Below are 13,082 nucleotides of genomic sequence, written 5' to 3'. Positions count from 1 at the left end.
CAGCCGATTGGGGTTTAATACGCACCGTTGGCAAGGGGCCAGATAGCTCAGTCGGTAGAGCAGGGGATTGAAAATCCCCGTGTCGGGGGTTCGATTCCCTCTCTGGCCACCAAGCTGCTGGGGTATAGCCAAGTGGTAAGGCACCGGTTTTTGGTATCGGCATTCCCAGGTTCGAGTCCTGGTACCCCAGCCATCGCCAACCCTGTTTCAGGAAGACCGTGAACACGAGTTCACGGTTTTTCTCGCCAGGGAGGAGTGGTCCTCCATGTCGCCTTCAGTGCGGCTATTGCCGACATAGCTCAGTTGGTAGAGCAACTGACTTGTAATCAGTAGGTCCCGGGTTCGACTCCTGGTGTCGGCACCATTTGAAAGCCTTGAAAATCATCGGCTTGGCAGCACGATAAGGAAGCTCTGTCAGGGTGGCTTAGCGCCGGCAGCTTCGTGAAATAGAGACAGATCATCAGCCTCACACTTGTTTCCATCTGGAACCGAGGTGAGGTTATGCGCGTTGTATCCGTTGTTTCGACCAAGGGTGGCGTGGGTAAAACCACTGTCACCGCCAACCTGGGTGGCCTGTTGGCTGATGCGGGCCTCAAGGTCCTGTTCATCGACCTGGACAGCCAACCCACGCTCTCCAGCTACTATCCCCTTCGTACCGAAGCCCCTGGCGGCACCTACGAGCTGATCGCACTCAGCGATACGGCTCCTGACCGCGTCATATCGCAGACGGCCCATCCCAACCTGGATGTGGTGATCTCCAACGATCATGCCGGTCAGCTCCCCCAATTGCTGCTCAACGCCCCGGATGGGCGCTTCCGACTCGCCCAGCTGCTCTCCAGCATGTCGGACTATGACCTCATATTGATCGACACCCAGGGGGCACGTTCGATCACCCTTGAGATGGCGGTCCTGGCCTCCGATCATGCCCTCTCTCCCATCACCCCCGAGCTGCTTTCCGCCCGTGAGTTCGTGCGCGGCACCGTTGGTCTGCTACGCGATCTCGAGGCGCTCAGCCAGTTCACCCACCTTTCTGTTCCCCCCGTTTCCGTGCTTGTGAACCGCCTGGATGAAACCGCCGATGCGCGGGGCATCCACCAGACGCTGGCGGAGATGTTCGCCGCCGGCGATCAGGGCGTCACCGTCATGCAGAGCACTATCCGCGCAGGAGTCGCCTTCCGACAGGCGGCCAGTGCTGGTCTGCCGGCTCACCAGTTCGAACCGCGCAAGCCTGCCGGCCGCAAGTCGCCCGCCGCTGCCGATCAGGTCAAGCTGATGGCCTGTGAGCTCAACGCCGACTGGCAGCGGCTGATCGACGCCATGGTCAGTACCACCACCATGCTGGGGGGGTGCCACGATGAGTGCCATTGAGAACCTGGTCGACCTTCGGATAGCCGAAGAGCGACCCGAAGCCCGCTATCTGCCTCCCCACAGCCTGGAAGCCGAACAGTCAGTGCTGGGCGGCCTGCTGCTGGATAACGTCATGTGGGATGAAATCGCCGACCGCCTGGCGCCGGCGATGTTCTATCAGCAGGCCCATCGTCTGGTGTTTCAGGCAATCAAGACGTTGGCCGAGCGGGACCAGCCCATGGATGTGGTGACCGTCTCCGAAGCACTGGAGGAGACACAGCAGCTGGAGCAGGTGGGAGGGCTCGCCTTTCTGGCAGAGCTGGCCCGCAATACGCCCAGCGCGGCCAATGTAACGACCTATGCCGAGATCGTGCGTGACCGCCATGCACTGCGTCAGCTGGTTCACACCTGCTTCACGCTTAACCAGAAGGCTCTTAGTGCCCAAGGCCGCTCGGCCGCCGAGCTGATCGAGGAAGCGGAGCAGAAGCTCTTCGCATTGACGGAGGCGCGTCATGAGCGGCTGAGCTCCATGAAGGAGATGCTGGGGGAGGCCATCAACGTCATCGACCAGGCCTTCAATGCCCAGGGTGGAGTGACGGGCCTTCCGAGCGGACTTGGTGAGCTGGATGCCATGACAGCGGGCTGGCAGCCCGGAGACCTCATCATCCTGGCCGGCCGCCCCTCCATGGGCAAGACCGCCATGGGGCTCGGCTTCGCGGAGTATGCGCTGACGGCAGAGCAGGTAGCAGGTCCGGTCTTTATCTTCTCTCTGGAGATGCCCGAATCGCAGCTGATGCTGCGGCTGATCGCCAGCCTCGGGGATGTCTCCTTGCAGAAGCTGCGTACCGGAAAGATGGTAGACGAGGACTGGCCCAAGGTAACCGCTGCGGTCAGTCGGCTCATTCAGCTGGACGGGAAGCTGCTGATCGATGATGCCTCCGGGATCACCGCCTCCAGCCTGAAGGCTCGTGCTCGCCGCATGACGAGGCGCTTCGGGCGGCCCTCCATGATCCTGGTGGACTACCTGCAACTGCTTCAGGAGCCGGGCAGCGAAAACCGCACTCTCGAGGTGGGCAAGATAAGTCGCATTCTCAAGGAGACCGCCAAGGAGCTGCGCGCCCCGGTGATTGCCTTGTCGCAGCTCAACCGCTCCCTGGAAACCCGCCCCAACAAGCGTCCCTGCATGGCCGACCTGCGTGACAGCGGTGCGCTGGAGCAGGACGCCGATGTCATCGCTTTCATATACCGCGACGAGGTCTATCACCCCGACAACGAGGAGAGTCACGGCCTGGCCGAGCTGATTCTGGGTAAGCAGCGCAACGGGCCTACTGGAACCGTTCACCTGACGTTCCAAGGGGAGTCGGCGTGCTTCAAGCCGTTAGCCTGGCAGCATCAGGAGGTAGCCTCATGAGCCAGTATCGCGTGCGTACACCCGAGCATCGCTCCCGTCTTTCACAGGCACTGGCTCAGGTCATGAATGAGACCCGTCTGCGTCAGCTTGAGGCCGAGCAGCAAGGCCTTGCCGCTCTTGAGCACTTGATCCATGCGGCCCAGGGCCATAGTGGCCAGTCTCATCACCTGCGACGCCTCCTCCTCGGACTCTACAACGGCTACCGCTGGCCCTTCGAGATGCAACGCCTGCGTGGGCTCGATGTGGACCTGCAGGAGGCAGCCCTCGCGGTGATTCAGATGGCTACCTATAGCGGCCATGAGATCCACACCTTCGTCGAGGACGGTGATGCCTTGTTGAAACGCTTCTGGGAGATCGAGGAGGCCAACGATGAATAAGTCGCTCTCAGCAGCACGTGGATGCAAGGGGATGCAGCGTCTGGTGCGCTATGCCGCAACTCGTGGCTGGGAAGTGCAGCGTACCAGCGGTGGGCACCTGAGATTCAGCAAGCCGGGCTGTGCCCCGGTCTTCACTTCCTTCACCACCAAGGATCGCCGGGCCGAGCTGAATGCACGTTCCCAGCTGCGCCGGGCGGAGTGGCAGCAGAGGTGCCGTCATGACGAGTGATTCCACTGTCATCAGCAGTCAGATGCCGGCCGCCGGCATCGCTTCTGTCAGCACCGTCACCAAGGAAATCAGTCAATGAAACGTCCTACCGACCAGCAGCTTCGCGAACGCTTGATGCAGCCGGGCCCCAGGCGTCAGGGGCAGCCCGTGGAAGCCGTGACACCACCCGATCAGGAGATGGCCGTCTGGGTCACGCTGGATATGCTCAAGCCCTACGAGCACAACCCCCGGCAGGTACAGAACCCCAAGTACGAGGAGATCAAGGCGTCGATCCGCGCTGCGGGTCTCAAGCATAAGCCACCTGTTACCCAGCGACCGGGCGAGAAGCAATACACGATCTGTGATGGAGGCAATACCCGCCTGCAGATCCTGCGCGAGCTCTATGAGGAGACCGGTGACTCGCACTTCCATGCCTTCTATGCCCTCTACAGACCCTGGCAGTCGGAAGTAAAGATGCTGACGGGGCATCTCAGCGAGAACGACAATCGTGGCCAGCTACTCTGGATCGAGCGTGCCAAGGGCGTGGTGGATGCCAAGGTGATGTATGAGGAAGAGAGCAGTGACACACTCTCGCAGCGTGAGCTGGTCAAGCGCCTTGCCGAGGATGGCTATCAGGTTGCCCAGAGTCACATCAGCAAGATGCTCTACACCGTCGAGCACCTGCTGCCCACACTGCCCAATACCCTTTACAGCGGCCTGGGGCGGCCACAGGTCGAGAAACTGATCAGCTACCGGGAAGCCTGCCGGCTGATCTGGGAGCGCTGTACCGAAGAAGTCGCACCCGAAGGCTTTGCCGAAGCCTGGCACCAGACCATGGCCTGGTTCGATGACGAGGGCCAGACCGAGATGAACTGGAGCATCGTGGTGGATCGGCTGTGCGGAATGTTGTCGGATGATACCGGGGTCCATTTCAACATCTGTGAACTGACGCTCGACAATATCGTCACCTATCGCAAGCGCCGCTGGGACCTGGAAGAGCACCAAGCCTTCGAGGCACTGGACGTTGAATTACAGCAGATGCGCGATCCTGATGCCCAGCCGCCCTCACTCTATCCACCGCTACCTGATAGCGCTGCCGATTCCTCTGCAGATAGTGCGTCGAAGGCACAGAACCCCGTGCCTGGCTCTGAACCACAAGTAGAGCAGCTGCCATCGCCGCGAACTCTTGGTAGAGAGGCGCCTGCCGATGGCGAGAGGGTGGAGAGTGCCGAGTTGCTCCGACTTCGTGAGCAGGTTGCCGCGCTGGAGCGTGAAAAGAAGCGGCTGAGCGAATCGCAGTCCGCTGTAATGCCTGAGTTTGGTGAGCCAGTCTCGGAACCTGGGCCTGTACTCATGGCCGCGGCCGCAGAGGAGGCGGTCGACTGGCCAGAGGGGGCCGCTCGGACAGAAGTTGAACGGGGCGCCCGTCTGGAGGGGCTGACTCAGTCCAGCTGGGAAGAGAGCCCGGGAAAGCGCGGCTATCGCCACCATCTGGCCAGCGAGCTCGGGGTGCCGAGCTTCGACTTCGAGCAGCTGGCCCCTCTGGCGGCACCGGTACTCTCCGGCGAGATTACCCCACCCATTGCCGACGTCTGGTTTATCGAGGGGGTAGAGGATGAGCCCCGCTCTTTGCGTATTCGTATCCGTGAACTGGTGCAGGTGATTGCGCGTTGGGGTGGCTTCGGCGGCAGCGATGTGGTGGTCGCCGATGACGAGAGTATCGGCTTCGACCTCAACCCGTTGCCGGATTCCGCCGACCGTCGTTCACGCATCGCCTGGCAGGCGCTGGCGAGCCTTCGCGGTGAGCTCAATCCCGAGTACCCCGCGGATGCCACCCTATGGGGAGCGCTGCTTGGCACCCATCGGGAAGAGGGCGATGAGAGTGCCTGGGACGACTCGGTACTGCTTCGTTTCTTTCGTCTGGTGCGGTTGATCCGCCGCCTTCGTGAACATCTTCAGGGACAGCAGGAGACCTAGTCATGAGCTCTTCATCCGCAAACTTGAATCAGGCGCTGCTCAGCCAGGTCATGGGGTTTCTTCGGGAGGGCAATATGCGCCGAGCGCTGGCCCTCGGTTTCAGCGAGGATGAGCTACGCACCTTGCGACGGCTGAGAGCGAGCGATATCGACTCGCTGGCCTGCGCAGGGCCGGTGGTGGCACGTTTTTCTGTGGACCATGCCGCCCTGCGTGGTGTTCTGGCACGCATCGATCGTGACCAGGATCGTGAGACCTTGATTGATCGCTGCCTGAGGCTGGGGGCCAGTGTCAGCATGATGGGAGCCTTCTTCGGTCTGACCGGCAACGACTGCTCGACTCGTCGCCAGCTGCTGGGCATAGCACCGCGCCAAGGTCGTCTGGCGATGCCATCGGAGCAGGTAGAGCATGATGCCTGGGAGCGCTGGCAGCACATTGCTCTGGACCCCAAGGCGGAAGACGATCTGCAGGGCATGGTCACCCTGGCCGAGGAAACCGAGATCCCGCTGGCGGTGGTGTGGCATCTGATCAAGCAGTGGGGCGACCCCGGCCAGCCGCGCACGGCGCCTCCGACCGAAGAGTGGACGTCTCCTGAGGGAGGGCGGTGATGGTGCAGCTGCGTGATGCCACTCGGAAGGGGCTGGACCGCCTGATTGGCCATGCGGCCTCCGAGATGACCCTGCGCCGGGGCGAGCCCCCGGCGTCTGACATTGTGAACAGTGAGACGGGGAGGTCTGGAGCGTCAGCATCAGATCTTGATGGCCTGCTGTTCTTCGGAAACCCTCATGAGACCGTACCACGGGCGCTGCTGCTGGACCCTCGCCTCGGGCACGTCGACAAGCTGGGCTGGCAGATGATGCGGATGCTGGTCAATCCGGACCGAACCACCGCGGTGCCGACCTATGATGAGCTGCAGCCCTTGCTGCGGGGAGCTCCGGGCCAGAAGGCTTCGAGGGCCACGGTCGCCCGCGTTATCGCTGTTCTGCGCCTGACTCGCTGGGTCAGTCTCGGCCATCGGGCGCGCAACACCCAGAACGGTCGCATCATCGGCAACGTCTATATCCTGCACGACGAACCGCTATCGCCCGCGGAAGCTTCGGTGCTGGATGCCGACTACGTGGAGTATGTCTGCCGCTGCCTGGATCACCAGAACAAGGTGGTCAAGACCGTCGCTGCCATGGTGTTCGAGGAGCTCCAGGAGGCCGGGGCCCTGCATGAGCTGCCAACGCGTCTCGAGACCCTGGTATCTCGTTCCCAAAATACCAGGGACACTTCATCGGTTAAGCGTCAGGACACACAGTTCTCCAGCGCGAGTGAGCAGAAGAACCAGGGAGGAAACCAAGTCCCGGTGCCAAGTTCTCAGCAAGAACCCGGCCGGGTCAGCAGAGAGAGTCCCCCGGGTTTTCAGAGAGAACCAAGTCTAGAATCAAAAGCTTACCTGGCTATCGGGACAGTTCTCGACGAAAACTCGGATAGTTCTTCCCGTACAGTACGTACTTCACACTGTGTAAAACCTACAAGTACCTCAGCCGTGAGCCTGCACTGGCCGGCATGTCTCTCGATGGATGGGAGCGAACGTCAGGCGATCCAGCTTCTGATGGCGGATCTGGCCGGCGACACCCAACAGGCGATTCTCGATGAGGCGGCAGGACGTGTGAGCGGTGGCTCGGTGCGAAACCCCAAAGGCTTCCTGCGAGGGCTGATCAAGCGGGCCATCAGCGGCGAGTTCGTGGTGACCGGTTATGCCCAGGCGCAGGCGGAGCGCCGGACGGGGATGGCGCAGCAGAGCCCTGCTGCCGCCGTAAAGCAGCCGGCGGTTCAAAGGATTGTATCGCCATCCCCACAGGCCTCGGCGCCATCGAGCACCGAGGTGGGTACCACCTCACCTGAGGAAGCCCAAGCAGCGCGAGAACAGTGCCTACGCTCGCTGGGCTTATGGCCTTCAGGCGGGGAAAAACCACTCAGCAGCCATTAACGATTCTCCTATTCTCCCGGCATCAACTGATTGACAGTGTCTGCCATACCGCGGGCACACATCAGCATGAGGACAACGCGACATGGCCGTTGATCGTCTGGGAGCACTACGCAGCAAGGTCGAGCTGACGCTTCATACCCACCATGCAGCACGAATCTGGAAGGGCCGAGGAGTCGAGACGGGTCGCCCACAGATCATCGGCATGCGGCAGTTCCTGCTGATCTGCGGCGCGATCAAGCAGAACGCAGCCAAGGACGACCCCTATGCAGATCATTGGCTGTTGCAGCTGGATGACAAGCTTGCCGACACGCGTACTCAACTGGATCAACGTCTCCAGGAGCTGGATAGCCTGATGGCACAGCTGCCACCGGAGCTGAATGTAGAAGAGAACCTCAACCAGCAGCCCTTGAAGCTCCCCGTCTATACCGGCGGGCAGCATGGCTGGCTCGCTCTGCGCCTGCTGATCGACTTCGATCGCTTCGTCAGGCGCGTCATGCTTGCTCACCATATTGCCCTGATTGGCCGGCGACAGATGGAAGAGTACGTCCGGCTGGGCGGTCATCTTCTGCGCAGCCTGTGCGCGAGCACCCAGAAGTACCCAGGCTTCAGCGGTGCCACCCGGGACGATTTCGCTGCCAACAATGCCAAGGCCCGAGATGCCATCGAGAAATTCGGTGTACTGCCTGATGATGTGCTCTCCGGCAAGAGACGCAGCGAATTTGCACCGCCGATTGCCAGGACGGCGGAGGCCAGGGCGCCCACTAGCGAAGACGGGCCGAAAGGTACCCCGCCGGCTTCCGCTGAAGAGTAGCGAAAAATTCTTTCATGGTGATTCCACTGGAATCACATGGGCGAGGTGCCGAGGAGTCTCCCAGGAGTGATTCCACTGTAATCACCTGGGTGCGATGCCGAGGGAGTCTCCCGGAAGTGATTCCACTGTAATCACCTGGGGGCCATGCCGGGGGAGTCTCCTGGAGGTGATTCCACTGTAATCACCTGGGTGGCGTGCCGAGGGAGCCTCTCGGGGTGATTCCACTGTAATCACAGAGAGCATGGGGGCATGGTGAGCAGCGCATCGAATAGCTACGGCAATGACACATTCAATAGTTACGCAAAGGGTTTTTTAAAACCCTTTAAGGGTAAGGGGGAGCTGATTCGACTCCGTGATGAGCTGGAAGTATCGGCAAGAGCAGCACGGCAAGAGGCGATCGATATGGCATCGCAAGCGAATGGCGGCTTGCTGCGGTCGAGTGGTCTTTGGCTGACCCCATGGGGTAAGTCAGGCATTCCTGCCAGAACCCTGCAGTGGCGTGATAACAAGCAGAAGAGCATGGGGCTTTGGCTGCTGGAGGCCTTTCTTTCGCGAGACGATATCCCCGAGTCGATACGGCAGTCGATCATTGACCTGGAGGTCAGGCGCTGCGTGTTCAATGCCAAGGCGGCCACCATCAACGGGGCGATCAAGCGAATTGGCAAGGCACTGTCGGATATCGAGTATGCGGTCTCTTTTCAGCGATAACGATCAAGGAGAATTCTCATGGGCACGCGCTTCTACGGCGAGGGGAATATCGGCAGCGATCCGGAGGTTCGGACTTTTCCAGTGCGTGATAATCAGCCACCCCGCACGTTGCTCAGGCTCAATGTGCGATTCGATAACCTCGTCCCCAAGGACGGAGAGGTCGTGGATCGTGGCGGTTTCTGGGCAGATGTGGAGTGGTGGCACCGCGACGCCGAGCGCTGGTCTCGACTGTATCAGCGAGGTATGCGGATCGTGGTGGTAGGCAAGATGGTTCAGGACAGCTGGGAGCAGAATGGCGAGACGCGCACGGCGTTCAAGGTGCAGGCAGAACGGGTGGCTATCTTGCCTCACCGAGTGGCTCAGGTAAGCATGAATTCTCCCCAGGGCATCCAGCATCCTGAAGAGAACGAGAGTGTTGTAAACAACCAGGATTGACGTCTTCCTTCTTTGTTCGGTCTCTTTGATGAGCTTGCCAAGCTGCTCGCTATGTTCATGAGAGAGGTGAGCCAATGCGTTTGTTTCTGTGCGAGAAGCCCTCACAGGCTCGAGATATCGCTCGTGTGATAGGCGCCGGGAAGCGCAGTGAGGGCTTCCTGAAGGGGGAAGGCAGTGTCGTGACCTGGGGATTCGGACATTTGCTCGAGCAGGCCCCACCGGAGCAGTACGAGCCGGCGCTAAAGCGTTGGTCCCTGGAAACACTGCCGATTCTGCCTTCAACCTGGAAGATGGAAATCAAGAAGAGCAGCCGCAAGCAGTTCAGCGTGGTGAAGAAGCTGCTGGGCCAGGCGACCGAGGTGGTGGTGGCCACCGACGCCGACCGGGAAGGGGAAACCATTGCCCGTGAGCTGCTGGATTACTGTGGTTATAGGGGAAGGGTTGCCCGCCTGTGGCTCTCGGCCCTGGACGACGCCTCGATTCGCAAGGCGTTGACCAGTATCAGACCGGGAGAGGTGACCTACCCGCTATATCTGGCTGGGCTTGGGCGTAGCCGGGCCGACTGGCTGGTCGGGATGAATCTGACCCGGGCCTATACGCTGCTGGCCCAGCGGCAGGGGTATCAGGGTGTACTCTCGGTGGGGCGTGTGCAGACGCCTGCACTACGACTGGTCGTGGATCGCGACCGTGAGATTGCGAACTTCGTGCCCCAACCCTTCTGGGAAGTCGTGGCTCACTTGCAGGTGGCTGGTGGGACCTTTCAGGCTAAGTGGCAGCCGCATGACGCCTCGATCCAGGATGTCGCAGGGCGCTGTATCAGCGAGGCAGCCGCCCGGTCGCTGGCTCAGCGAGTTACCGGGCAGCAGGGGAGTGTCAACCATCTTGAAACGAGCCGCAAGAAGGAGACCGCGCCGCTGGTGATGGATCTGTCATCACTGCAACAGGAAGCCTCACGACGCTTTGGTTACGGCGCCCAGCAGGTACTGGATATTGCCCAGTCACTCTATGAAGTTCACAAGGCCACAAGCTACCCGCGCACCGACTGTCGGTATCTGCCGGAGTCGCAGCTTGAGGATGCCGACCGCATCGTGACGATGCTGCTGCACTCGGACGAGGCGCTGTCGCCGCTTCGCCAGCTTCTGGACACGAATCGCAAGAGCCGTGTCTGGAACGATAGCAAGATCACCGCCCACCACGGCATCATCCCGACGGCAACATGCGATATGATCAAGCTGAGCGATGCCGAACACAATGTCTATGACTTGATCCGTCGCCACTACCTGGCCCAGTTTCTGCCGGCTCACGCGTATGATCAGACCGAGGTGCGGGTAGGCTTGGAGGGGGAAGTGTTTGTAGCCTCGGGGCGCCAGGTGCTTGTGGAGGGATGGCGCGTACTCTTTACCCGGATGGCGGCAGAAGAGAGCAGTGAGAAGGAGCAGGGAGTGCCACCGCTGCCGCCGGTCAGCGAGGGCGAACCCTGTCAGGCCCGGCACCTCGAGGTGCTGTCCAAGCGGACCACACCGCCCAAGGCCTTCACCGAGGGCACGCTGATCGCCGCCATGAAGCATGCAGCTCGCTTCGTGACAGATGAGCGCCTGAAGGCTCGCCTCAAGGAGACTGCCGGAATCGGTACCGAGGCAACGCGGGCCGGCATCATCGAAACGCTGTTGAAGCGTGGCTTCATGAAACGGCAGAAGCGTGCCCTGGTCTCGACACCGACCGGCCAGCAGCTGATCGATGCGTTGCCTTCCGTCATCACCAACCCCGGGATGACGGCGCTCTGGGAGCAGGCGCTGGATGATGTTGCGGCAGGACGCCTGGCACTAGAGGACTTTATGACACGTCAGACCAGCATGGTGGAGAAGCTGGTGCATCATGCGAGGGAGTCCACGGTGACGATGCCTCAGCAAGAGAGCAAGGCGTGCCCGGAGTGCCAGGCGCCCATGCGCAAGCGTCAGGGCCAGTACGGTGCTTTCTGGGGATGCTCGCGCTATCCGGAGTGCCGTGGCCTGTTGCGCGACAGGGCGCCCAGGAAAGGCGCTGGCAGCCGGCGTAAGGCTCCATCGCCTTGACCGTGAAAGGGGTAGGCTCAATAATGGAACATGTACCCCGTTGGTTGCTGACGGTCATCACGCAACGCCCTTTGAGCATCAACGCTCAATCCCCCAAAGTATTCGCACCTCGCGAGACGAATACGCCCCATCCCGCCTATACGGCTCACACTGCATCATCAACAGTCGGGGTTCGAGGTTCATTAGTCCCAGGCCAGCTTGGTTAGTTGGCCACCTGTCTCATACGACGACCGGCCTGCCAGCTACCTTGAACCAGGGTAGCCGGCAGGCCGGTTGACGTCTCCACGCTGGAAACACCTGCCCTTCTGCGGAGCCCGCCGCATCACCAACGGGAGCCCTTTGTACAGGGATCTGTGCTTGATCGACCGAATGCGTCCGCGAAGAGATTCGGGTGCTACCGTGAGCGAAGCATGACAACGAGGGGCATGTCTTGGCTCTAGTTGCATGGCGGACACCCTGGTATTTGTCGGTACGGCGACGACCCTGTTAATGCCCTCTATGGTCTTCAATCCCAAGGCGTGGCGTGCCGCGTCTTGCGAGTGGAGATAGCGAGGAGATGCTGCCGGGATGACAGGCAGCTTCCCAGTGAGCAAGTGCCGCCGCTGGCGGCCCGGTGGTCTCGACCGGCTCCAACCGAGACACCCTGGCATCCTGGCGTTTCAAGGGTGCACCGCTTGGCGGTACGCCACCTCCAAAGGCCTCGCGCATCCCGAGACGAGGCCGCCCATCAGGGCAGGATGCCACTGCTACCACCCATCCGGGGAGATGCCTCCCCAGGGGGCGGACCCCCTGGAAATCTGGAGGAATGCCCCATGGCCACGATTGTCGACGACCATGTCATGGTCTGTGCTGACTGCCTGATGATCATCGCCAATGACGATGCCACCGGGCTGGATTACTTCCTGGATGAAGAGAACGCCGCCGTTCGCGAGCGAAATGTGCGTGACTCCATCGCCGCAGTGCAGCGCGATGGGGACTACCTCGTCGCCGGCGATAGCGAGCAGGATGAAGTGTTCTCGACATCGCCCTGCGATTGCTGCAACAGCACCCTGGCAGGCTCTCGGCACCACTGCGTGTTGATGAGCTGAGTCAGCGTCTGAACTCACCCCCTTGCTCACCCGGGAAGCTGCTCGACTTCCCATAGGGGGCGAGTGTCTCCCGGGCGCAGCCTGAAATCACCGAGGAGATACACCATGACAATCACTACTCACCAGAGTGCCACCACTGGCTTTTTCGACCTCCATATCACCGGCCTTGGCTATCTCAACCGGATTCGGGAGGTGAAGCCGAAGCGCGGAGAAGCGTTCTGGGCATGCGATATTGCGGCCCTGAATGGTCCCGCAGACGATGTGGGTTATACCCGCTTCGACTGTCGGATCAGCGGCCGTGATGCCGAAGTGCTCGTCAAACGCTGCCGCCAGGCGGTGTACGAGGGTCGCAAGGTGCTGATCGGCTTCAAGCTAGGCGACCTCTGGACGGATACTTTCATCTACTCGAAGGGTGACAAGGCCGGCCAGACCGGCGTCAGTCTCAAGGCACGTCTGCTGTTCATCAGCTGGATCAAGGTGAACGGCGAGATGGTTTATCAGGCCCCTCGTCGCGATGGGCAGGGTGTCGGCAACCTCAGCTCCGCTGGCTCAGCAGGGCAGTCCGAGACCGGTAGTGGTTATGCCACTGCCCACTCAGGAGAAGCGGCTGGTTCGTTCGATTCGCCGGCCATGCACTGATCAGTAACGTTTTCATCAAACCACCCAGCCGGGGAGC

Annotated in this window: 13 protein-coding genes and 3 tRNA genes; all 16 read left to right on the top strand. The window is 61.0% G+C overall.

The annotated features are described in order from the left end of the window. Window positions 1–36 precede the first annotated feature (36 nt). A tRNA-Phe gene (locus Q358_RS0110680) sits at window positions 37–112 on the top strand. A gap of 6 nt (window positions 113–118) precedes the next feature. Then, window positions 119–193 (top strand) — tRNA-Gln (locus tag Q358_RS0110675). Window positions 194–288: 95 nt separating this feature from the next. After that, window positions 289–364 (top strand) — tRNA-Thr (locus Q358_RS0110670). 137 nt (window positions 365–501) lie between these two features. Next, window positions 502–1,368, top strand: a complete 867-nt coding sequence (locus Q358_RS17215) for a ParA family protein (protein WP_051530321.1) — start codon at window positions 502–504, stop codon at window positions 1,366–1,368. Further along, the gene (gene dnaB / locus Q358_RS0110660) at window positions 1,355–2,758 is read left to right on the top strand and encodes a replicative DNA helicase (protein WP_051530320.1); all 1,404 of its coding nucleotides are present in this window, start codon (window positions 1,355–1,357) and stop codon (window positions 2,756–2,758) included. Before Q358_RS17215 ends, dnaB begins: the two co-directional genes overlap by 14 nt. After that, a complete protein-coding gene (locus Q358_RS0110655) occupies window positions 2,755–3,135 on the top strand; it encodes a DUF7673 family protein (protein WP_051530319.1) in 381 nt (126 codons plus the stop codon). Before dnaB ends, Q358_RS0110655 begins: the two co-directional genes overlap by 4 nt. Beyond that, complete coding sequence (locus Q358_RS0110650; protein ID WP_027962012.1) at window positions 3,128–3,364, top strand: hypothetical protein; 237 nt, start codon at window positions 3,128–3,130, stop codon at window positions 3,362–3,364. Before Q358_RS0110655 ends, Q358_RS0110650 begins: the two co-directional genes overlap by 8 nt. A 75-nt stretch (window positions 3,365–3,439) precedes the next feature. Then, the gene (locus Q358_RS17965; RefSeq protein ID WP_027962011.1) at window positions 3,440–5,320 is read left to right on the top strand and encodes a ParB family protein; all 1,881 of its coding nucleotides are present in this window, start codon (window positions 3,440–3,442) and stop codon (window positions 5,318–5,320) included. Window positions 5,321–5,322: 2 nt separating this feature from the next. Next, a complete protein-coding gene (locus tag Q358_RS17205) occupies window positions 5,323–5,925 on the top strand; it encodes a DUF2857 domain-containing protein (RefSeq protein WP_051530318.1) in 603 nt (200 codons plus the stop codon). Beyond that, a complete protein-coding gene (locus tag Q358_RS0110635; RefSeq protein WP_027962010.1) occupies window positions 5,925–7,292 on the top strand; it encodes an STY4528 family pathogenicity island replication protein in 1,368 nt (455 codons plus the stop codon). The genes Q358_RS17205 and Q358_RS0110635 overlap by 1 nt, the downstream gene beginning before the upstream one ends. Before the next feature lie 82 nt (window positions 7,293–7,374). Next, complete coding sequence (locus Q358_RS17200) at window positions 7,375–8,103, top strand: PFL_4669 family integrating conjugative element protein (protein WP_051530317.1); 729 nt, start codon at window positions 7,375–7,377, stop codon at window positions 8,101–8,103. Between the two features lie 249 nt (window positions 8,104–8,352). Further along, window positions 8,353–8,811 carry a DUF3158 family protein gene (locus Q358_RS18240; protein WP_084286523.1) on the top strand — a complete coding sequence of 153 codons (459 nt, stop codon included), beginning with the start codon at window positions 8,353–8,355 and terminating at the stop codon, window positions 8,809–8,811. 18 nt (window positions 8,812–8,829) lie between these two features. After that, entirely contained in the window at window positions 8,830–9,246 is a 417-nt protein-coding gene (locus Q358_RS0110620; protein WP_027962008.1) for a single-stranded DNA-binding protein, read from the top strand. Window positions 9,247–9,320: 74 nt separating this feature from the next. Continuing rightward, window positions 9,321–11,318 carry a DNA topoisomerase III gene (locus Q358_RS0110615; RefSeq protein WP_027962007.1) on the top strand — a complete coding sequence of 666 codons (1,998 nt, stop codon included), beginning with the start codon at window positions 9,321–9,323 and terminating at the stop codon, window positions 11,316–11,318. A gap of 812 nt (window positions 11,319–12,130) precedes the next feature. After that, on the top strand, window positions 12,131–12,406 hold the full coding sequence (locus Q358_RS17195) for a hypothetical protein (protein ID WP_043488123.1): 276 nt from the start codon (window positions 12,131–12,133) through the stop codon (window positions 12,404–12,406). Window positions 12,407–12,511: 105 nt separating this feature from the next. Then, window positions 12,512–13,045 carry an STY4534 family ICE replication protein gene (locus Q358_RS0110605; protein ID WP_027962006.1) on the top strand — a complete coding sequence of 178 codons (534 nt, stop codon included), beginning with the start codon at window positions 12,512–12,514 and terminating at the stop codon, window positions 13,043–13,045. Window positions 13,046–13,082: the final 37 nt, after the last annotated feature.

The organism is Halomonas halodenitrificans DSM 735 (assembly GCF_000620045.1).
Classification (GTDB): Bacteria; Pseudomonadota; Gammaproteobacteria; order Pseudomonadales; family Halomonadaceae; genus Halomonas; species Halomonas halodenitrificans.
This window is presented reverse-complemented; position numbering and strand designations above follow the sequence as displayed.

What these genes read in the sequence shown, in the direction of transcription:
- Q358_RS17205 (WP_051530318.1), top strand. Translation starts at nt 5,323, where the DNA reads ATGAGCTCTTCATCCGCAAACTTGAATCAGGCGCTGCTCAGCCAGGTC.
- Q358_RS0110655 (WP_051530319.1), top strand. Translation starts at nt 2,755, where the DNA reads ATGAGCCAGTATCGCGTGCGTACACCCGAGCATCGCTCCCGTCTTTCA.
- Q358_RS0110620 (WP_027962008.1), top strand. Translation starts at nt 8,830, where the DNA reads ATGGGCACGCGCTTCTACGGCGAGGGGAATATCGGCAGCGATCCGGAG.
- Q358_RS17965 (WP_027962011.1), top strand. Translation starts at nt 3,440, where the DNA reads ATGAAACGTCCTACCGACCAGCAGCTTCGCGAACGCTTGATGCAGCCG.
- Q358_RS17215 (WP_051530321.1), top strand. Translation starts at nt 502, where the DNA reads ATGCGCGTTGTATCCGTTGTTTCGACCAAGGGTGGCGTGGGTAAAACC.
- Q358_RS17195 (WP_043488123.1), top strand. Translation starts at nt 12,131, where the DNA reads ATGGCCACGATTGTCGACGACCATGTCATGGTCTGTGCTGACTGCCTG.
- Q358_RS0110605 (WP_027962006.1), top strand. Translation starts at nt 12,512, where the DNA reads ATGACAATCACTACTCACCAGAGTGCCACCACTGGCTTTTTCGACCTC.
- Q358_RS0110615 (WP_027962007.1), top strand. Translation starts at nt 9,321, where the DNA reads ATGCGTTTGTTTCTGTGCGAGAAGCCCTCACAGGCTCGAGATATCGCT.
- Q358_RS18240 (WP_084286523.1), top strand. Translation starts at nt 8,353, where the DNA reads ATGGTGAGCAGCGCATCGAATAGCTACGGCAATGACACATTCAATAGT.
- dnaB (WP_051530320.1), top strand. Translation starts at nt 1,355, where the DNA reads ATGAGTGCCATTGAGAACCTGGTCGACCTTCGGATAGCCGAAGAGCGA.
- Q358_RS0110650 (WP_027962012.1), top strand. Translation starts at nt 3,128, where the DNA reads ATGAATAAGTCGCTCTCAGCAGCACGTGGATGCAAGGGGATGCAGCGT.
- Q358_RS17200 (WP_051530317.1), top strand. Translation starts at nt 7,375, where the DNA reads ATGGCCGTTGATCGTCTGGGAGCACTACGCAGCAAGGTCGAGCTGACG.
- Q358_RS0110635 (WP_027962010.1), top strand. Translation starts at nt 5,925, where the DNA reads ATGGTGCAGCTGCGTGATGCCACTCGGAAGGGGCTGGACCGCCTGATT.